Genomic DNA, 20,138 nt, shown 5'->3' with positions numbered 1-20,138 from the left:
AAACGCCCCCGAAAAGGGGGCGTTTCTTTTTTGAGGTGGGTGGCGGCGCGGGGCAGCCACCGTAAAGCCGCCGCTGATCAGCGGGCGATCGGCTTGTAGCGGATACGCTTGGGCTTGGCGCCTTCTTCGCCCAGACGCTTGCGCTTGTCTTCTTCGTATTCCTGGTAGTTGCCGGCGAAGAAGGTCCACTGGGAATCGCCTTCGGCGGCCAGGATGTGGGTACAGATCCGGTCGAGGAACCAGCGGTCGTGGGAGATGATCAGCGCGCAGCCGGCGAATTCTAGCAGCGCGTCTTCCAGGGCGCGGAGGGTTTCCACGTCCAAGTCGTTCGACGGTTCATCAAGGAGCAGCACGTTGCCGCCGGTCATCAGGGTCTTGGCCAGGTGCAGTCGGCCGCGCTCGCCACCCGAGAGGTTGCCGACGAGCTTCTGCTGGTCGCCGCCCTTGAAATTGAAGCGGCCGATGTAGGCCCGGCTGGGCATCTCGAACTTGCCGATGGTGAGGATGTCGGCGCCGCCGGCGAGCTCGTCGAACACCGTCTTGGTGCCGTCGAGGCAGTCGCGGGATTGATCGACGTAGGCGATCTTGACCGTGGGTCCGATCACCACTTCGCCGGTGTCGGGCTTGTCCTGGCCGGTGATCATCTTGAACAGGGTCGACTTACCGGCGCCGTTGGGGCCGATGATGCCGACGATGGCGCCCGGCGGAATGCTGAAGTTCACCTTGTCCATCAGCAGCTTGTCGCCAAAACCCTTGGAGACGTCGGTGAATTCGATGACCTTGTCGCCCAGACGCTCGCCCACCGGAATGAAGATTTCCTGGGTTTCGTTGCGCTTCTGGTATTCGACGCTGGACATTTCCTCGTAGCGGGCCAGACGGGCCTTGCTCTTGGCCTGGCGCGCCTTGGGGTTGGAACGCACCCATTCGAGTTCCTGCTTCATGGCCTTCATGCGGGCGCCTTCCTGCTTGGCTTCCTGCTCCAGGCGCTGCTCCTTCTGCTCCAGCCAGCTGGAGTAGTTGCCCTTCCAGGGGATGCCGTGGCCGCGGTCGAGTTCGAGAATCCACTCGGCGGCGTTGTCGAGGAAGTAGCGGTCGTGGGTGACAGCCACCACGGTGCCCGGGAAGCGGCACAGGAACTGTTCGAGCCACTCGACGGATTCGGCGTCGAGGTGGTTGGTGGGTTCGTCCAGCAGCAGCATGTCGGGGCGCGACAGCAGCAGCTTGCACAGGGCCACGCGGCGCTTCTCACCGCCGGAGAGAGGGCCGATCTTCGCGTCCCAGGGCGGCAGGCGCAGGGCGTCGGCGGCAATCTCGAGTTGGGTTTCCACGTCGGCGCCACTGGTGGCGATGATGTTTTCGTACTTCGCCTGGAGCTCGGCCAGCTTGTCGAAATCCGCGTCGGGCTCGGCGTAGGCGGCGTAGACCTCTTCGAGCTTCTGCTTGGCTTCCATCACCTCACCGAGGCCGGACTCGACCTCTTCACGGACGGTCTTGTCCGGATCGAGCTGGGGCTCCTGGGGCAGGTAGCCGATGGACATGTTGGGCTGCCACTGGACTTCGCCGTCGTATTCCTTCTCGACACCGGCCATGATCTTGAGCACGGTGGATTTGCCCGCGCCGTTCAGGCCGAGCAGGCCGATCTTGGCGCCGGGGAAGAACGACAGGGAAATGTCCTTGATGATCTGCCGCTTGGGCGGGACGATCTTGCTGACGCGCAGCATGGACATGACGTATTGAGCCAAGGTGTGTGCCTTTCTGATTGATTGGGGTGGATTCGGGGAAGGCCCGCCGTCGTTTCGCTCAAGGCGGAAGCGCGGGGCGATCCGGTGAAAATCTCGCGGTGGCGGCATTATCCCAACACTTGCGCCGCGCGTCATCGAAGCCGATCAACACGGAGCCGGTTGATCCGCTGATCGGGGCTGGTGCGGGGAGGGTGTCGCGCGGCAGGGCAACGGCCTTGGGGCATGCCAGCGGGCGGCGACAGTAGCACATCGGGCGATGGCGTGCGTGCTGCGGGCTCGCCGGGTGGGAATCGAGCCCGAACCGCCAGGCATCGCCGTCACTAGCCGCGATGCCTGGCGGGAGGAGGTTCAGCGCCGGATGATCCGGCCGTCGTGCACGCTGACCTTGTCGCCGGGGCCGTAGTTGGGGCGGTCCTTGACCCGCACTTCGCGGTCGACACCATCTGCGAAGCGGACGGAGACATCCCAGTAATGATCGGCAAGGGCCCGGGAGCCAAGGGCGCTGCCGGCCATCGAGCCGCCGATGCTGGCCGCCAGGGACGCGGCCGTGCGGCCCGAGCCAGCGCCAATCTTGCTGCCGAGCATGGAGCCGATCACCGCGCCGCCAATGGCGCCAACGACGCGGCCGGTGGTGCTGCCCACCTCGGATTCGGCAATGCTCATCACCACGCCGTTGCCGGACGGGGCCGGCGCAGTGGCGGCCTGCTCACCGGTGGTGGCGCAGGCGGTGAGCGAAAGGGCAAGGAAGGCCGCCGAGACGCGTGCGCCAAGGCGGCGCGAAAGCTTGGACGAGATCGGCATGACTTATTCCGGCGTGGCGTTGAGGTAGTACATGGCCGCCAGCAGGGGGCTGGGCTGGCCGAAGCCGCCAAACCAGCGGTCGTAGATCTCGCCGATGCCAGGGGAGCGGTAGAGGGCCGAAAGCGAGCGGTTGACGGCGAGGCGGAAGCTCGGGTCGTGGCGCATCATCAGCGCGTAGGGTTCCATGGAGGCGTCTTCGTCCACCAGCGAAAGGGCGCTCAGATCCCTGGCCTTGCGGGCGACGCCGATGAGGATCAGGCGGTCGTTGGCGTAGGCGTCGAAATGGCCGGCCTCAACAGCGGCCAGACCTTCGAGTTCGTTCTTGACGGTGACCACGGTGGCGGTGATGGCGCGCTGGGCGAAGGCCTGGCGGAGGGCGGCCTCGGTGGTGGTGCCCGCGGTGACGGCCACCGTGCCGTTGGCCAGGTCGGCGATGCGGCGTACGTTGCGGTCGTTGCGGACCAGCAGGCCGGTGCCATCCACGAAGATCAGGTTGGAGAAATCAACGGACGCCTGGCGGGACAGGGTGGCGCTGGTGGTGCCGCACTCGAGATCGACCTTGCCGCTGGTCACCTGATCGATGCGGTCGGCGGAGGTGACGGGCACCCACTTCACCTGCAGCCTGGGCAGCTGGAGGGTTTCCTTGATGCTGTCGGCGACGCCCAGGCACAGGTCGACCGAGTAGCCGTCGGGCCGGCCTTCCGCATTGACGAAGGAGAAGGGGGCGGATTCGGCCCGGTGACCGAGGGCGATCACGCCGGTGTCGCGGATTTTCTTGAGGGTGCCGGTGAGTTCGGGGCTTTGCGCCGAGGCGCCGGGGGCGATGCCGGAGAGGAACAGGCCGCCGATCAGGGCAAGGGTGGGGGCAAGACGGAAACAGGAGGCAGCGCGACGCATGGGGGAAGTCTCCACAGGACGAGTAGGGGCACTGGCATTCTATCGTCAAATGGGACTGTCATAGTCGTCCGGGCTGGACGTCTGGCGGGGGCGTGCCGCTGATCAGTGGGCCGAACTGAGGCTGAGGAAGATGCGGTCCTGCTCTTCCGGCGAGAGGAAGTAGGGGTAGAGCGTGCGCACACCGGGGTCGCCGGTGCCGCCGTACAGGGCGATCTGCTCGTCCATGTGGGCGAGCTCCAGATGGAGCAGCACAGCCGGGGCGTTGACCCGCGGGCAGATGCGTTCCTCGCCGATGTAGCTGAAGCCGATCATGCGCTGGTAAAACCCGGCGTGGCGGGGATGGACTTCGATGACCACGTCGGTGACGCCGTGGATCAGGCGGCCGTGGATGTAGACCAGATGGAGCAGGGCGCCCAGCACTTCCTTGGCGTTGTGACGGGTGTCCATCGCCAGGCGGGTGAGCTCGCACAGGCGGGCGCCGCGGCTGCGCAGGCGATCGAGTTCTTCGGGGTAGAGCGCGTCGGCGAGGATGCCGTCGCGGCCATCGAGGCCCAGGGTGACGGTGCCGAAGATCTCGTGTTCGTCGGATGCCACCAGGGTGATGCGGTCGGGTCGGGTGGCGTGGAGGTCGGTGTCGACGGGCGCGAGGCCGCGCCATTCGTACATGCGTTCGATCAGCAGGCGTACCGCGTGATCGTGCCGATGCGGGTCCGCGCACTCGACCGTGTAGGTGGTCGTCCGGTTGGTACCGAACTCGGGAAATTCGAGTTCCTCCGGACGAAAAGGGGACGCGCGGACGCTGGTGTTCATCGGATGCATGATGCCTTCCACATCCGTGAAACCATGTGCGAAATATCTCACACGAATTTTAAAGTATGACAACTACCCGCTTAATGTGCACGCACCGAGGAACTAGTTCTCGGCGCAGTCATGCGACGAACTGCAGCTGGGCGAGTCGGGCGTATAGCCCATCCTGGGCGACGAGCTCGGCGTGGCTGCCTTGCTGGACGATGCGCCCTCCGTCGAGCACGATGATCCGGTCGGCCTTCTGGACGGTGGCCAGCCGGTGGGCGATGACGAGCGTGGTGCGGCGGCGCATCAGGCCGTCGAGGGCGGTCTGGACCATGCGCTCGCTTTCGGCGTCGAGGGCCGAAGTGGCTTCGTCGAGGAGCAGCACCGGCCGATCGGCGAGGATCGCCCGGGCGATGGCGATGCGCTGGCGCTGGCCGCCAGAAAGGCGCACGCCGCGTTCTCCCAGATCGGTGTCGTAGCCTTCGGGCAGGCGGGTGATGAACTCGTCGGCGAAGGCCGCGGCGCAGGCGGCGCGCACCTCGTCGAGGCTGGCGTCGGGGCGCGCGTAGCGCACGTTGTCGGCCACGCTGGTGGCGAAGATCACCGCATCCTGGGGCACCAGCGCGATGCGTTGGCGGATGGCGAGCGGGTCGGCAGCGGTGAGATCGACACCGTCCAGCACTACCCGGCCGGCCTGGGGATCGTAGAAGCGCAGCAGCAGCTGGAAAACCGTGCTCTTGCCGGAGCCGGACGGGCCGACGAGGGCGACCGTCTCGCCCGGTGCGATGGTGAGGGTGAAGTCGTCCAGCGCCGGGGTGTCGGGCCGGCTGGGGTAGAAGAAGCGGACGTGCTCGAAGGCCAGATCGCCCCGGGATGGCTCGGGCAGGGGCTGGGGCCGGGCCGGGGCGAGGATGGCCGGCGTGGCGCCCAGGATGTCCATCAGCCGCTCGGTGGCGCCGGAGGCCCGCTGCAGGTCGCCCCACACCTCCGACAGCGCGCCGACGCTGCCGGCCACCAGCGCCGCATAGAACACGAAGGCCGACAGCTCGCCCGCCGAGAGCCGGCCCGCAAGCACGTCGTGGCCGCCTACCCACAGGATGAAGGCCACCGCGCCGAACACCAGCAACATCACCGCGGCCACCAGCCGGGCCCGGTTGGCGACGCGGTCGCGGGCGGTGTCGAAGCTGGATTCCACCAGCCGGCCAAAGTCGCGGCGGTCGGCGTCCTCGTGGCCATAGGCCTGGACGATGCGGATCTCGTGGATGGTTTCGTCGATGCGGTTGCCCAGCTCGGCCACGCGATCCTGGCTCTCGCGGGCCAGGCTGCGCACCCGCCGGCCGTACAGGATGATCGGCACCACCACCAGCGGCACTCCGCCCACGGTGAGCAAACTGAGTTTGAGGCTGGTGGTGAACAGCATCACCAGCCCGCCGATGAGCAGCAGCGCGTTGCGTAGCGCAATGGAGAGGCTGGAGCCGATGACGTTTTCGAGCTGGGTAGTGTCGGCGGTGAGACGCGAGATCACCTCGCCGGTGCGCCCGGCCTCGAACCACGCCGGTGGCAGGGTGAGCAGATGATCGAAGATCCGCCGGCGGATGTCGGCCGTGACCCGCTCGCCCAGCCACGACACGTTGTAGAAGCGCAGGTAGGTGGCGCCAGCGAGGAGCACGATCAGTCCACCCATGGTGGCGAGGGTGCGGTCGAGCCAGGCTGGGTCGCCCGCCGAGAAGCCCTTGTCGATCACCGCCCGCAGGCCCTGGCCGACGGCCAGCATGGTGCCGGCGGCGATCACCAGGGCGATGGCGGCGATGAAGACACGACGACGGTAGGGGGAGAGCAGCTGGACGAGGATGCGGAACATGAAGGAGGCGGCGAAACGAACGGTGATGCGCAGTATGACGGAGGGACGGTAAGCTATGGCGCTCGTCTTCCGGAATCCTCAATCCATGCTGTCTTCTTCACCGCTTACCGCCGGGGTCACGCTCCTGATCGCCTTGTTGATGTTTGGCACCTGCTTTGCCGTGGGCAAGGGGCGTCACCGCTACGGCGTGGCCGCGCCGGCCGTCACCGGCCATCCGGTGTTCGAGCGCCTTTACCGGGTGCAGATGAACACCCTCGAATGGGCCGCGATGACCTTGCCCTGCCTGTGGATCTGCGCCGCCTACGTGAGCGACGCTACCTCGGCGGCGCTGGGGGGCGTGTGGCTCGTGGGCCGGGTGTGGTACGCCGTAGGCTACGCGAAGGCGCCCGGGCTGCGGGCGAAAGGCTTTACCGTGGCGGCGCTGGCCTTCGGGGGGCTGGGGCTCCTCGCCGCTGGCGGGGTGATCGCGCAACTGATGGGGGCCAAATGATGAAGCGGACTTACGTGATGCTGGCCGCTACGCTGGCTGCTTCCGGCGCGCTGGCCGCGCCACCCCTGCCGGCACTGCGGGCGGACGGATCGGCGGTGACCGTCTCGGGCATCTCGTCCGGCGGCTACATGGCGGGGCAGTTTCAGGTGGCGTATTCGAAGCTCGTGCGGGGTGTCGGCATCCTCGCCGCCGGGCCGTACGACTGCGCCGACGGCAGCGTCATCCGGGCCTTGACGGCCTGCATGGCGCCCACCCGCTGGACGCCGCCGCCCAAGCCCGCCGACATCAAGCCGCGGATCGAATCCCGTGCACGGCTCGATCTCATCGATCCGCCCTCGGCGCTGGCTGACGACAAGGTGTGGGTGCTCACCGGCAGTGCCGACCACACCGTCGAGCGCCCGGTGGTCGATGCGCTGATGGGCTTCTACCAGCAGTGGGTGCCGGCCGCCTCCACGCGGCTGGTGACGCTGCCCGGTGCGGGGCACGCGATGATCTCGGTGGCCGATGGCAAGGCCAACGCCTGCGATACCTCCGAACCACCCTTCATCAACCGCTGTGGCGATTTTGATGCGCCCGGCGAGCTCCTTGGTTTCCTGCTCGGCGGGCTCAACCCGAAGGTGGTGCCGGAGCCCGGCAACCTCGTCAGCTTTGACCAGCGGCCCTTCATCGGCGGCGCACCCATCGATATCAGCATGGCGGACGAGGGCTTCGCGTATGTGCCGGCCGCCTGCCGCGCGGGCGGCTGCCGGGTGCATGTGGCGTTTCATGGCTGCCGGCAGGGCGTGGATGCGCTGGGCCGGCGCTTTGCCGAAGGGGCCGGCTACAACGCCTGGGCCGAATCGAACCGGCTGGTGATCCTCTATCCGCAGGTGGTGGCCCGGAGCGGCTGGGCGTCGGGATCAATGCGCTGGGTGTACAACCCGAAGGGCTGCTGGGACTGGTGGGGCTACAGCGCGGTGGATTACGCCACCCGCAACGGGCCGCAGATGGTGGCGGTGCGCAAGATGATTTCCAGGCTGGCCGACGCGCCAGCCCGGTGAACGAAAAAATCCGGCCAAGGCCGGATTTTTTGTGGGCGGGCCGGAAGGCTCACTTCTCGACGAAGGCCCGTTCGATGACGTAGTCGGCCGGCGCGCCGATGTGCGGCGAGATCTTGAAGCCGCGGGCGTCGAGCATCTTGCAGCAGTCGTCGAGCATGGCCGGGCTGCCGCAGATCATGGCGCGGTCGAGGGCCGGATCGATGGGGGGAAGGCCGGTGTCTTCGAACAGCTTGCCGGTTTCGATGACCTCGGTGACGCGGCCCTGGTTGCGGAACTCCTCGCGGGTCACGGTGGGGTAATACACCAGCTTCTCCCGCACGGCGTCGCCGAAGAACTCGTTCTTGGGCAGCTCCTGCTCGATGAACTCGCTGTAGGCAAGCTCCGACACATAGCGCACGCCATGCAGCAGCACGACCTTCTCGAAGCGCTCGTAGGTTTCCGGGTCCTGGATCACGCTCATGAACGGGGCGAGGCCGGTGCCGGTGGAGAACAGGTACAGGTTGCGGCCGGGCAGCAGATCGTGGAGCACCAGGGTGCCGGTGGGCTTCTTGCTCACCACGATCGGATCGCCCGGCTGCAGGTGCTGCAGGCGCGAGGTGAGCGGGCCGTTGGGCACCTTAATGCTGAAGAACTCCAGGTGCTCTTCGTAGTTGGGGCTGGCGATGCTGTAGGCGCGGGTGAGGGGGCGGCCGTCCACTTCCAGGCCGATCATCACGAACTGGCCGTTCTCGAAGCGCAGGCCAGTGTCGCGGGTGACCTTGAAGCTGAACAGGGATTCGTTCCAGTGACGGACTTCGAGGACGGTTTGGGTGCTCAGCTTGCTCATGATTGCGCCTGAAACGGATGTTGTGATGCAGCAATTTTAGTGAGTGGCACAAATCTGTAAAATGGTTTGTATTGATATATTTATTCGATTTTATAGATATATGAAGTACACCCTTCGCCAACTGGAAATCTTCGTGGCCGTCGCCCGGCACCAGAGCGTCTCTCGCGCCGCGGACGAGCTCGCCCTGTCCCAGTCGGCCACCAGCACGGCCCTGGGCGAGCTGGAACGCCAGTTCGACACCCAGCTCTTCGACCGCATCGGCAAGGCCCTGCGTCTCAACGAACTGGGCAAGACGCTGCTGCCCCACGCGGCGCAGCTCATCGGCCACGCCGAGGAGATCGAGACCCTGCTGGCCCGCAAGATGGATTTCGGGCCGATCCAGATCGGTGCCACGCTCACCATCGGCAACTACCTCGCCACCCTGATCGCCGCGGATTTCCTGCGCCGGCACCCGAGCGCGCGGGTGAAACTGTCGGTGCACAACTCCGCGACGATCATTCATCAGGTGGCCCACTACGAGCTCGACCTGGGGCTGATCGAGGGTAGCTGCCGACACCCTGATCTGATCGTCGAGCCTTGGGTGGACGACGAGCTGGTGGTGTTCTGCGCGCCGGGCCATCCCCTGGCCCGGGCCGGGAAGGTGGGCGTGGATGAACTGCTGACCCAGGACCTGATCCTGCGCGAGGTGGGCTCGGGCACCCGGGAGACTTTCGACCAGGCCCTGCGGCATGTGGGCGGGCCGCTCAAGGTGCGGCTGGAGCTGGAGCACACCGAGGCCATCAAGCGGGCGGTGGAGAGCGGCCTGGGCATTGGCTGCATCTCGCGGCTGGCGCTGCGGGAGGCTTTCCGGCGGGGCAGCCTGGTGCCACTGGCAACCCCGGAGCTGGATCTGCGCCGGCAGTTCCAGTTCGTAATTCATCAGCGCAAGTATGTGACGGCCGGGATGAGCGAGTTCATCGCCCTGTGCCGTCAGATGACCGCCGGCGTCACCCGCAGCGACCTGATCCAGCTCCCCTTCATCCCCTGAATAACCCACAACAGGCGTGGGCAAGGCTGTGGACAAACTGTGGGGGCCGCTGTCATCTGCCGGACACAAAAGGGTTTTTTACGCTTGCTTAAAAATAGGTCAATTCTGTTCAAACCGAATTTTAGATAGTTTCAATCTATTCACAAAAATCCGGGGACAAGCTGTGGATAAGCTGTGCGGCAGTGCAGCAAGTCGATGATCGGAAAGGATAATGGGTCGCTGCCTCAATTTGGTGCAGGGTGTTTTGAGGTCGATTTAGTGGGTAGTTTTCCCCAGCGGAGGTGGGCAAGGGTGTGGACAAACTGTGGGGGCAGGTGGCAACACCTTCTGCCGAAAGGGAATTGTGCCATTGCCTAAATTTTAGGCAGCCTTCGTCGGGCCGGGTGTGGCGGTGGCGGGTAGAATCGGCGCCTTCCGTCAATCTGCATGAAGCGCCCCGATGAATTCCGCCGTCCGCTACACGATCCAGGCTGTCCAGCCGGCTGCCCATCTGTTCGAAGTCACGCTGCACCTCGACGCGCCGGATCCGGCCGGGCAGGTGTTCAGCCTGCCGGCGTGGATTCCCGGCAGTTACATGATCCGGGAGTTCGCGAAGAACGTCGTCAGCCTGACTGCCCAGCGCGGCGACACGCCGCTTGTGGTGACGCGGCCCGACAAGCACACCTGGCGCCTCCCCGCCGGCCTGAGCGGCCCGGTGACGCTGCGCTACACCGTTTATGCGTGGGATCTGTCGGTGCGTACCGCGCATCTGGACCAGACCCACGGCTTCTTCAACGGCACCAGCGTCTTCCTGTGCGCTCACGGCTTCGAGGATGCAGCCCATCAGGTGGACATCCTGCCGCCTGCTGGCCTTGAAGATACTGGTTGGCGCGTGGCCACCAGCCTGCCGGAGGCTGGCGCCGAGCGCTACGGCTTTGGCCGCTATCAGGCTGAAAGCTACGACGCGCTGATCGACCATCCGGTGGAGATGGGCACCTTCTCACTGGCGGAGTTCGACGCCTGCGGTGTGCCCCACGCGGTGGCGATCACCGGCCGCCACGATTGCGACCTGACGCGCCTGGTGGAAGACCTGAAGCCTGTGTGCGAAGCGCAGATCCGCCTGTTTGGCGAGCCGGCGCCGATGGACCGTTACGTCTTTCTGGTGATGGCGGTGGGGGACGGCTATGGCGGCCTCGAGCACCGGGCGTCCACCGCGCTGCTGTGCAGCCGGGCCGATCTGCCCCACGCGGGCATGGAAGCGCCGACGGAAGGCTATCGCCAGTTCCTCGGCCTGTGCAGCCACGAGTATTTCCACACCTGGAACGTCAAGCGCATCAAGCCCGCGGCCTTCGTGCCCTACGATCTCTCGCGTGAGAACTACACGCGGCTGCTGTGGGCCTTCGAGGGTTTCACGTCTTACTACGACGACCTGATGCTGGTGCGCACCGGACGCATCACTCGGGCGGATTACCTCACCCTGCTGGGCAAGACCATCAGCCAGGTGCACAAGGGTAGCGGCCGGCGCAAGCAGAGCGTTGCCGAGTCGTCCTTCGAGGCGTGGACCAAGTATTACCGCCAGGACGAGAACAGCCCCAACGCCATCGTCAGCTATTACACCAAGGGCGCGCTGGTGGGCCTGCTGCTGGATCTCAATCTGCGGGCCGATAGCCAGGGTCGCACAAGCCTCGACGACCTGATGCGGGCCCTGTGGCAGCGCCACGGCCAGACGGGCGTGGGCGTGGCCGAGGACGGGCTGTTCGCCCTGGCCGCCGAGCTGGGTGGTGCTGCGTTGGGCGACTGGCTGCGGGAGATCGTCGACGGCACCGGCGAGCTGCCGCTGGAGGCGTGGCTCAAGCGCGTTGGTGTTGATCTGGCCTGGGAGGCGCCCAGCGAGGCGCCGGGCATCGGCGTGCGCACCACCGCAGATGGCGACGCGCTGAAGATCGCCAACGTGTTCGACGGTGCTCCGGCCCAAGGCGCGGGGCTGTCGGCGGGCGACGTGCTGGTGGCGCTGGACGGGCTGAAGGTGACGTCTGGCAATTTCGACAAGCTGCTGGCCCGGCGCATGGCCGGCGAGCGGGTGGCGATCCATGTCTTTCGCCGGGACGAGCTGATGCGTTTTGAAGTGGAACTGCGCGCCGCGCCGGCCGATGTGGCGAAGCTGGTTCTGGCCGACGACGCGCCGGCTTCGGTGATGGCGCTGCGGGAAGGCTGGCTGGCCGGCTAATCCTGCGTTGCGCCCTGCGACGCGTAGTGCAGGTAGAACCCGAACAGCACCGACGCAGCCACGGTGCTGAGCACCGCCGCCTGCCAGAAGCCCGCTACGCCCTGGGGCGGCAAAAGGCTGCCCAGCCCGTGGAAGCTCAGCCAGTTGCCACCGGCGAGGCCGATGCCCCAGAAACACAGGGTGTGGATCAGCATCGGCCCGAAGGTGATCTTGTAGCCGCGCAGGGCGTGGGCGGCGACCGTCTGGATGGCGTCGAAGAACTGGTAGAGGCAGATGTAGATCACCAGCGACACGGCGAGCTCGCGCACTGCCGGGTCGGTGGTGTAGGCGGCCATCACGGGCTCGCGAACGAACCACACGCCAATGCTCACCAGCGTCGATAGCCCGGTGGCGAACACGATGCCGGCCCGGGCTGCGCGCCGTGCGCCGGTGCCGTCGTGCCCGCCCAGCGCCTGGCCGACCAGCACCAGGGTGGCGATGGCGATGGCCAGGGGCAGCATGTAGATCAGCGCCGACAGATTGCCGACGATCCGGTGACCGGCCACCACCGTGGCGCCCAGCCGGGCCACCAGCAGGGCGATGAGCGTGAACGAGGTGATCTCGACAAAGCTCGAGAAGCCCATTGGCAGCCCCAGCCGCAGGAGTTCGCCAAGCTGGGCGGCCCGGGGCGGCTGCCAGCGGGAGAACAGGTGGTAGGGCTGATAGGCGGGCGTGCGCTGGACGTGGATCAGCGCTGAGACCACGGCCAGCCAGCAGATGCAGGCACTCGACACCGCGCAGCCGACACCACCCATTGCTGGCAGGCCCAGGTGGCCGTTGATGAGTGCCCACGACAGGGGAATGTGCACCGCCGTGGTGGTGAGGCTGATGAACATCAGCACCCGGGTGCGCCCGAGGGCGTTGGTGAAAGCGTAAAAGGTGCGGTACAGGAAAGCCGCCGGCAATCCCCAGGCGATGGTGGCGAGGTAATCCCGGGCGCGGGTGTTCACCTCCGGGCTCACGTCGGCGAGCTGCATCAGCCAGTCCGGGTGGCGCAGGAAGAGCATCGCCGGCACCGACAGGGCCAGGGCGAGCCAGAAGCCCTGCTGCACGGCGGGCCCGATCTCGTCGTTGCGACCCGCGCCCACGTGATGGGCCACGGTGGGCGCCACCGCCTGCAGAATGCCCACCATCAGCATCACCACCGAGATGTAGATGCCGCTGCCCACCGCCACGGCGGCGAGGTCGGTGGTGCCGTAGCGGCCCGTGAGTACGGTGTCGCTGACCATCTGGGTCATCGACGAGAGCTGGGCGATCAGCACCGGCCAGGCGAGGGCGGCGATGCGCTGGAAGAGGGCGACGGGGGATTTCATGGGCGGCGTAGTGTAGCGCGGTGGGGCGGGGTGTTTCAGGCGAAGTAGCCGTGCAGGAACCACCCGTGGGGCGGCCGCCGATCCCGGAAGACCCACACCAGGCTGCGGTCGCGGCGGCGGGCCACGTAGTAGTCGCGGGCGATCTCGGCGTCGTCGCCATCCCACCAGCCGGATTCGATGCGTTCGGGGCCTGCGAGGAGGTTTTCGGGCGCTGGCTGTTGGATGGGGCGCGGCTCGGCCAGCAGCCACAGGGGGCGCGGTGCGGCAGGCAGGGCGTCGGGCGCTGTGGTTGCGCGTGGCCGGGCAAGAGGATCGACCCGTCGCCAGGCGAGCTCCGGCCGGTGGTCGGGGTGGGTGGCGAGGCAGCGCACGGCGTCGTTGCCGAGGCGCGCGCGCAGGGTGGCGACGAGGAGGTCGGGGTCGCCGTCTTCGCCGGCTTTGGCATCGAACAGATCGCTGCGGGGCGGGGCGATGGGGCGCGGTGCGTCGGCCTCGATGCGTACGGTGTCCACCGGTGCGGGCAGGGCCTGGCGGCTCAGATGCTCACGGGCCAGCAGCTGGCAGCGGGCCATGTCGCGGGTAAGGGTGCCGAGCACGATGTCGAGCCGGGCCTCCCGCGCGAGGCCCCGATGAGCGCTGGTGAGGGCTTCGAATTCCAGCACCAGGGAGAAACGCTCTAGCCCGGCCTGACGTCCGTCCAGCCATCCGCCCAGCCCACCGAGCAGGCGGCGTACGGCGAAGAGCAGGGTATCCACCTGATCGCTGGGCGCTGGCAGGGGCAGGCTGGCGGTGTAGTGTTCCGGTGCGACATACCACCGACGCGGGTCGGGTGTGGCGCCGTAGGCGCGATCGAGCAGATCGGTGATCGCCTGGGCCTGACGCCGGGCGAGTCCGCTGCGGGGCAGGCAGCGGACATCACCCAGGCAGCGGGCGCCGATGCCGGTGAGGAGTTCGAGGGTGTCCGCGCCGAGGCCGGGCTCGTCGGCCAGGGTGCCGAGGGGCAGGGCGTCGAGGGTTTCCGGCAACTTTGCGGGGTCGGTGATCTGGCTGCCCGGGGCGCAGCGGGCCAGCCAGCGGGCAGCCAGCGGGGTTGGTGCTACGGCGAGCCGGGCGGTGAAGCCCAGCTCGGTCAGGCCGTCGGCGATGGCTGCGCAGGCAGGGTCGAGCCCGCCGAAGAGACGCAGACTGGCGCGGATCTCGAGTTGCAGGGTGGCGGGCGGATCAAGGCTGACTGACGAGGTGAAGCGCCCGGCCCAGCCCGCGATCTCTGCAAGGGCGGCGGTTTCCCGGGCGATATCCCGATCAATCAGTGTCAGGCTGGGCAGGAGCGCCAGGGCGCTGGCGCGTTTGAGCCCGGCTTCGATTCCGCAGGCCCGGGCGGCAGGCGTTGCTGCCAGTACGCGCTGGCGCGGACGGGGGCTGAGAACCGCCAGTGGCCCGGCTTCAGCCTGCCCCCGTGCGAAGACCTGCAGGGGCAGATCGGGCAGGTAGAGGGCGCACCAGAGCATGGATGACGGCATGACCGGAAGGCTGGGTGGATTGGGGCGATGGCGCCGGCCTGACGGGCAGTCGGGGCAGATCAATGGCGACCGGGCCGGCCAGTTGTGGGCCGCGGCGCTTGAGCACGCGCACGTCCACCCCGCCATCCCGTGCCGTAAGCGCAAGACGCAGCACTGCTGGCGATGGTTGGCCCGCCACTGTGGCAGGCCGTATCAGGATGAGTGTCGTGGCGCTTTCTTCAGCAGCCAGCTGAAGTCGGCGAAGGGCGCCGTTGTCGGCCTCGGCCAGCCACATCACGACGGCTGCGCAGCTATGGGAGTTGAGCGACTGGCGGGCCGCCCAGCGGGCATGGGCGGGGCTTTCGGCATCAACGAGGAGCAGCCGCTCGAGGGGAATGCCCGCGCTAGAGAGGGCCGGCGCATAAAGCTGGCCTGGCGGCGCAATGCAGACGGCCCAGCGCCTTTCGGGCACCCGCTGGAGCAGGGGCAGGATCAGTCCGAGCTCACCGACACCGGTATGGGGAACGAGGATCTCGGTGAGTGCGCCGACCGGCCAGCCCTTGCCGGGCAGCACGGCATCCAGGGCGGCATGGCCGGTGGCAATGCCGGGCGCTGCCGAGGCAACCTGATCGCCACGCCACACAAGATGCTGCAACGCGTCTGGGGAACGAAGGACAGAAACAGCCGGAGGCGCCATGGCAATAAATGAACTAGGCTGTTATTGAACGCTTCATGCCTTGCGCGCCAGGTGCCGCTGCGCGGTTGCCTGCCGATTGCAGGGCAGGGCAACCGTTTGTGCTGACGAGGATCAGAGGCTGTCGTTGCGGATCAGACCGACCGCGAGGCCTTCGATTTCCAGCGGCTCGTTGCGGGTGTCGACAATGATGGGTTCAAAGTCGGGGTTGGCCGGCAGGAGTTCGACGATCGGCCCCTTGCGGGACAGGCGTTTCACGGTGACGTCGTCTTCCATGCGGGCCACGATGATCTGGCCGTCCCGGGCTTCGGTGGTGCGGTGGACGGCGAGCAGATCGCCGTCGAGGATGCCGGCGTCGCGCATGCTCTGGCCGCGAACCTGGAGCAGGTAGTCGGCTCGGGGCGAGAACATGTTGGGGTCAACATGGAAGCGGCGCTGGATGTGCTCGGCGGCAAGAATCGGGCTACCTGCAGCTACCCGCCCGACGAGGGGCAGGCCGAGGGATTCGACGAGACGGATGCCCCGGGCACGGCCTTCTTCCAGCGAGATGACACCCTTGCTGGCGAGAGCGCGCAGATGGGTTTCGGCAGCGTTGGGGGATTTGAAGCCAAACGCAGTACAGATTTCCGCCCGCGTGGGCGGGCGACCTTCGTGCTCGACGGTATCGCGAATGAGTTGAAGGATTTCTTGCTGACGGGCGGTGAGTTGTTCGGACACGGCATACTCCTGAAGTCTTATGTAATTATATACAGCGTTTTGCGCATGACAAGCTGTAGATGGGCTTTCCGGGGGGGCTCTGCTCGTGATAAACATCAAAATCTGAAGACAAAGCGCTTGAGGCCGGGGCGCCAATGGACTATTCATTCAAGGGTGCCCGTCGCGCGCCAATAGCCTGACGAGGCATCATAAGCAAAGACAAGAAGAACTGAGAACAGCACGTGTCCGAATCGCCTAATCAGCAGGGCTCCGCTTGCCGGGCCCTCAGCCCCCAGAGGAGATTTTCATGCTTGTCAGCCCTCAACACGCTTCGGGTAGAGTTCTCAAGGCGGCTCGGTTAGAATCCCCCGCCGAAGCGGTAGCCCCGACCGAAGGTCAGCCTGCACCGCTCTTTTCCCTGCCCGATGCCGACATGGAAATGTTCGATCTGGCGTCGGTGCTGGGCACCCACCACGTTGTGCTGTATTTCTACCCCCGTGACAACACGCCCGGCTGCACTCGTCAGGCGATCGATTTCAGTGATCACGATGCCGATTTCGCGAAGGAAAAATGTATCGTGATCGGCATCAGCCCCGATGACTGCCTCACCCACGCTGATTTTCGCGACCAGCATGGCCTGTCGGTCGAGCTCTTGTCCGACGAAGATGGCGACGTGTGCAGGCTTTACGGTGTGTGGCAGTCGGCGGTGGTGGATGGCGTCATGAAACGCAGCGTGCGTCGTTCGACCTTCATCATTTCCAGTGATGGCGTGCTCCGCCATGTGCTGCACGATGTGAATCCCCGTGGCCACGCGGCCGAAGTCTTTCAGCTGGTAAAGCAACTCAACTCAAGGAATGTAAATGGAAATCGCCAAGAACACGGTCGTCACGCTTGATTACTCGGTCAAGGACCCGGATGGCAACATGATCGACGACGGTCACCACCCGCTGGTGTACCTCCATGGCGGTTACGACGGCATCTTCGCCGTGATCGAGGAAGCGCTCCACGGCAAGCAGGTCGGCGAGAAGCTGACCATCAAGCTGGCACCGGAAGATGCGTTTGGTGAGTTCGACGAAGAGCTGGTGCTGGTGGAAGACGCCTCCCTGTTCCCGGACAACATCGAAGTGGGCATGTCTTTTGAGCGCGTTGGCGACAACGACGACGAGGAAATGGTCTACCGCATCACCGACATCGCCGACGGCAAGGTGGTTGTCGATGGCAACCATCCTCTTGCCGGTACCGCGCTGATTTTCGACATCACCGTGAAGAGCGTGCGCGCCGCCAGCGCCGAAGAAATCGGCCACGGCCATGTGCATGGCGAAGGTGGTCATCACCACTGATCTCATGTCGGCTGAGGGGTGCGAAGGTGCCCGGGTTCTCGGCCGGTTCATGGATTCGAGCGGACCGCCTGGCGGTCCGTTTTCTTTGGGATGTGCAGACTCCAAATGGAAGCTCAAAGCTTGCTGAAGGTCGAGCAGTTACGGGTTGAACTCGGGCCGAGGGACAAACCTCTGCGTCCGGTGGATGGCATCAGCTTCGAGGTGTCGGCGGGACGCACGCTGGCGCTGGTGGGCGAATCGGGCTGCGGCAAGTCGATGACGGCGCTTGCCTGCATGGGGCTGTTGCCCGCCGGCGGACGGATCACCGCCGGGTCGATCGTGCTGGGCGACGAGGCCCTGCACACCATGCCCGAGACGCAGATGCGCGATGTGCGCGGCAACCGGCTGGCCATGATCTTCCAGGAGCCGGCTACCAGCCTCAATCCGGTGATGACCGTCGGCGACCAGATCGGCGAGGTGCTCGTCCGCCATCGGGGGCTGCATGGCCGTCCGGCCTGGGATGAAGCCGAACGGCTGCTCACGGCCGTCGGCATCCCCGATCCCGCGCGTCGTCTGGGGGAGTACCCGTTCCAGCTCTCTGGCGGCATGAAGCAGCGGGTGATGATCGCCATCGCCCTGGCCGGCGATCCAAAGGTGCTGATCGCCGATGAGCCGACCACGGCCCTCGATGTGACGATCCAGGCCCAGGTGCTCGATCTGCTGGCAGAGCTGCAGGCAAGCCGCGGCATGGGCATGCTGCTGATCACTCACGATCTGGGCGTGGTCTCGCGGATGGCCCATCGGGTTGGCGTGATGTACGCTGGCGAGCTCGTCGAGACGGGGCCGCGGGAAGTCTTCTTCAGCGAACCGCTGCACCCCTATTCACGCAAGCTGTTCGCCGCGCTCCCCACGTCGGAGCAGCGGGGCAGGGCGCTGGAGACGCTGGTCGGGCAGGTTCCCAGGTTGGGCGAGCGTCACCCGGGTTGCCGCTTTGCCGATCGTTGCCCGCAGGTCCATGAACGTTGTCGACGTGTGGCGCCCGCCATGCACGGCGTGGGCGAGCAGGCGGTGCGCTGCCATCTATATGATCCGGTCGAAAAGATGGGCTGGGTCGAATCGCCCCGTCAGCCCGATGCGGTGCTCACCCGTCACGCGAGTGAGGGCAAGGCGCTCGAGGTGGATGCGCTACAGGTTCACTTCCCGGTGCGGAAGGGGTTGTTTCGGCGCGTGGTGGGTTACGTCAAGGCGGTGGACGGCGTTTCGCTCGACGTGCCCGCCGGAGAGACGCTGGCGCTGGTCGGCGAATCCGGTTGCGGCAAGACCACGGCCGGCAAGGCGCTGCTCAAGCTGGTGCCATCCAGTGGCGGCAGTGCCCATTATGGCGAGCACGATCTTCTGGCCTTGTCGCCGCGCCAGTGGCAGCCACTGCGGCGCGATCTGCAGATGATCTTCCAGGATCCTTTTGCGTCGCTCAATCCGCGCATGCGCGTGGGCGATATTCTTGAAGAAGGGATGCTGACGCTGGGTGTCGAACCTGATATGTCGGCCCGATCTGCTCGTATCGACGGGCTGCTGCGTCGGGTCGGGCTCGATTCGGCCATGCGCCATCGTTTTCCCCACGAGTTCTCCGGTGGCCAGCGTCAGCGCATCGCCATCGCCCGGGCGCTGGCGGTGTCGCCGAAGCTGATCGTCTGCGACGAACCCACAAGTGCGTTGGATGTGTCGGTGCAGGCGCAGATCCTCAACCTGCTGCGTGAACTGCAGGCCGAGTATGGGCTGTCGTATCTGTTCATCACCCACAACCTGGCTGTCGTGGATTACCTCGCGCACCATGTGGCGGTGATGTACCTGGGCAGGATTGTCGAGCGAGGGCGTGTCGAGGAGGTGCTGCGCGATCCGCGTCATCCTTACACCCGGATGCTCCTTGATGCCGTGCCCAGGATTGAGACTGCCGGGCTTTCCAAGCGGGCGGGCGCCAAGGGGGACATGCCATCGCCGCTCAATCCGCCAAAGGGTTGCCACTTTCATCCCCGGTGCGCTGTTGCGAACGACGCATGTCGAACGAGCTACCCGGACGAAGTTTCGGTTTCGGCGACCCGCGTGGTGCGTTGTCACCTGGTATCCAGAGATGGGTGACGCCAAGGTGCAGACATCAACGCAAGTTTGCGCGGGTGTCGTTGGTTTGAATTAATTTCGCCAAACCTCTTGACGTCTTCTGATAGTTCTTTATAATTCGGCCCTCTTCGCAGCGCAGTTGTTCAGCGCGGTGTTGAGGGGGGTGGCCCGGTGGTGTTGGGTTGTTCTGGCGCAGTCAGGTGTTTGCAGCGAAGTTTAAAAAGATTTCGCGAAATGCTTGACGGAGCTGAAAAGCTCTGTATAATGCGCACCTCTTCGCTGCAGCGCGCAGCGGTTCTTTAAAAATTCGAACAACCGATAGGTGTGGGTACTCGGTTTCGAGGCGGTGTTCTGGTTTATACCAGAGTGCCACAAGAAATTGAAGTATCTGCAGAAACGTCAGGTTTCTGGAGTTTTTGGATTGAACTTAAGAGTTTGATCCTGGCTCAGATTGAACGCTGGCGGCATGCTTTACACATGCAAGTCGAACGGTAACAGGGAGCTTGCTCCGCTGACGAGTGGCGAACGGGTGAGTAATGCATCGGAACGTGCCGTGTAGTGGGGGATAACGTAGCGAAAGTTACGCTAATACCGCATACGCCCTGAGGGGGAAAGTGGGGGACCGCAAGGCCTCACGCTATACGAGCGGCCGATGTCGGATTAGCTAGTTGGTAGGGTAAAGGCCTACCAAGGCGACGATCCGTAGCGGGTCTGAGAGGATGATCCGCCACACTGGGACTGAGACACGGCCCAGACTCCTACGGGAGGCAGCAGTGGGGAA

General features: G+C 65.7%; 17 protein-coding genes and 1 rRNA gene. 8 read left to right on the top strand and 10 right to left on the bottom strand.

The features are described from left to right. Positions 1-77 precede the first annotated feature (77 nt). From ettA to Q0672_RS18965, 5 genes are all read right to left on the bottom strand, one after another. Positions 78-1,742 carry an energy-dependent translational throttle protein EttA gene (gene ettA, locus Q0672_RS18985; protein ID WP_298624757.1) on the bottom strand — a complete coding sequence of 555 codons (1,665 nt, stop codon included), beginning with the start codon at positions 1,740-1,742 and terminating at the stop codon, positions 78-80. A 348-nt stretch (positions 1,743-2,090) separates the two neighbouring features. After that, entirely contained in the window at positions 2,091-2,543 is a 453-nt protein-coding gene (locus Q0672_RS18980; RefSeq protein WP_153163546.1) for a hypothetical protein, read from the bottom strand. 3 nt (positions 2,544-2,546) lie between these two features. Beyond that, entirely contained in the window at positions 2,547-3,440 is an 894-nt protein-coding gene (locus tag Q0672_RS18975; RefSeq protein WP_298624754.1) for an amino acid ABC transporter substrate-binding protein, read from the bottom strand. Between the two features lie 102 nt (positions 3,441-3,542). After that, positions 3,543-4,259, bottom strand: coding sequence for a long-chain N-acyl amino acid synthase (locus tag Q0672_RS18970; RefSeq protein ID WP_298624752.1), 717 nt, complete (start codon positions 4,257-4,259; stop codon positions 3,543-3,545). Positions 4,260-4,368: 109 nt separating this feature from the next. Beyond that, positions 4,369-6,093 (bottom strand): ABC transporter transmembrane domain-containing protein, encoded by a 1,725-nt coding sequence (locus Q0672_RS18965; RefSeq protein ID WP_298624750.1) that lies wholly within the window; start codon positions 6,091-6,093, stop codon positions 4,369-4,371. Between the two features lie 85 nt (positions 6,094-6,178). Here Q0672_RS18965 and Q0672_RS18960 point away from each other — a divergent pair, with 85 nt between their 5' ends. Both Q0672_RS18960 and Q0672_RS18955 read left to right on the top strand, forming a co-directional pair. Continuing rightward, entirely contained in the window at positions 6,179-6,583 is a 405-nt protein-coding gene (locus Q0672_RS18960) for an MAPEG family protein (RefSeq protein ID WP_298624748.1), read from the top strand. Then, a complete protein-coding gene (locus tag Q0672_RS18955; protein ID WP_298624746.1) occupies positions 6,580-7,623 on the top strand; it encodes a poly(3-hydroxybutyrate) depolymerase in 1,044 nt (347 codons plus the stop codon). The genes Q0672_RS18960 and Q0672_RS18955 overlap by 4 nt, the downstream gene beginning before the upstream one ends. Positions 7,624-7,672: 49 nt before the next feature. Here the strand turns inward: Q0672_RS18955 and Q0672_RS18950 are convergent, their stop codons facing one another. Beyond that, positions 7,673-8,449, bottom strand: a complete 777-nt coding sequence (locus tag Q0672_RS18950; protein ID WP_298624744.1) for a ferredoxin--NADP reductase — start codon at positions 8,447-8,449, stop codon at positions 7,673-7,675. Between the two features lie 100 nt (positions 8,450-8,549). On the opposite strand from Q0672_RS18950, the gene Q0672_RS18945 reads away from it, so the two are divergent. After that, the gene (locus tag Q0672_RS18945) at positions 8,550-9,476 is read left to right on the top strand and encodes a LysR family transcriptional regulator (protein WP_298624742.1); all 927 of its coding nucleotides are present in this window, start codon (positions 8,550-8,552) and stop codon (positions 9,474-9,476) included. Between the two features lie 439 nt (positions 9,477-9,915). After that, the gene (locus Q0672_RS18940) at positions 9,916-11,682 is read left to right on the top strand and encodes a M61 family metallopeptidase (RefSeq protein WP_298624740.1); all 1,767 of its coding nucleotides are present in this window, start codon (positions 9,916-9,918) and stop codon (positions 11,680-11,682) included. Here the strand turns inward: Q0672_RS18940 and Q0672_RS18935 are convergent. From Q0672_RS18935 to lexA, 4 genes are all read right to left on the bottom strand, one after another. After that, positions 11,679-13,034 (bottom strand): MATE family efflux transporter, encoded by a 1,356-nt coding sequence (locus Q0672_RS18935; protein ID WP_298624738.1) that lies wholly within the window; start codon positions 13,032-13,034, stop codon positions 11,679-11,681. The genes Q0672_RS18940 and Q0672_RS18935 overlap by 4 nt on opposite strands. A 35-nt stretch (positions 13,035-13,069) precedes the next feature. After that, on the bottom strand, positions 13,070-14,542 hold the full coding sequence (locus tag Q0672_RS18930; protein WP_298624737.1) for a DNA polymerase Y family protein: 1,473 nt from the start codon (positions 14,540-14,542) through the stop codon (positions 13,070-13,072). Continuing rightward, positions 14,478-15,230, bottom strand: a complete 753-nt coding sequence (gene imuA / locus Q0672_RS18925; protein WP_298624736.1) for a translesion DNA synthesis-associated protein ImuA — start codon at positions 15,228-15,230, stop codon at positions 14,478-14,480. The genes Q0672_RS18930 and imuA overlap by 65 nt, the downstream gene beginning before the upstream one ends. A 111-nt stretch (positions 15,231-15,341) precedes the next feature. Further along, positions 15,342-15,944 (bottom strand): transcriptional repressor LexA, encoded by a 603-nt coding sequence (lexA, locus tag Q0672_RS18920; RefSeq protein WP_194271308.1) that lies wholly within the window; start codon positions 15,942-15,944, stop codon positions 15,342-15,344. Between the two features lie 286 nt (positions 15,945-16,230). On the opposite strand from lexA, the gene Q0672_RS18915 reads away from it, so the two are divergent. The 4 genes from Q0672_RS18915 to Q0672_RS18900 all read left to right on the top strand — a co-directional run. Then, positions 16,231-16,818 (top strand): peroxiredoxin, encoded by a 588-nt coding sequence (locus Q0672_RS18915; RefSeq protein ID WP_298624735.1) that lies wholly within the window; start codon positions 16,231-16,233, stop codon positions 16,816-16,818. Then, entirely contained in the window at positions 16,784-17,263 is a 480-nt protein-coding gene (locus tag Q0672_RS18910) for a peptidylprolyl isomerase (RefSeq protein ID WP_153163535.1), read from the top strand. The genes Q0672_RS18915 and Q0672_RS18910 overlap by 35 nt, the downstream gene beginning before the upstream one ends. 90 nt (positions 17,264-17,353) lie before the next feature. Continuing rightward, on the top strand, positions 17,354-19,378 hold the full coding sequence (locus Q0672_RS18905) for an ABC transporter ATP-binding protein (protein ID WP_298624734.1): 2,025 nt from the start codon (positions 17,354-17,356) through the stop codon (positions 19,376-19,378). A 402-nt stretch (positions 19,379-19,780) separates the two neighbouring features. After that, a 16S ribosomal RNA gene (locus Q0672_RS18900) occupies positions 19,781-20,138 on the top strand; the annotation flags it as partial.

This window comes from uncultured Zoogloea sp., from assembly GCF_937894855.1.
GTDB lineage: Bacteria > Pseudomonadota > Gammaproteobacteria > Burkholderiales > Rhodocyclaceae > Zoogloea > Zoogloea oryzae.
The sequence above is the reverse complement of the archived record's forward strand: the minus strand, read 5'-3'. Positions and strand labels throughout refer to the sequence as shown.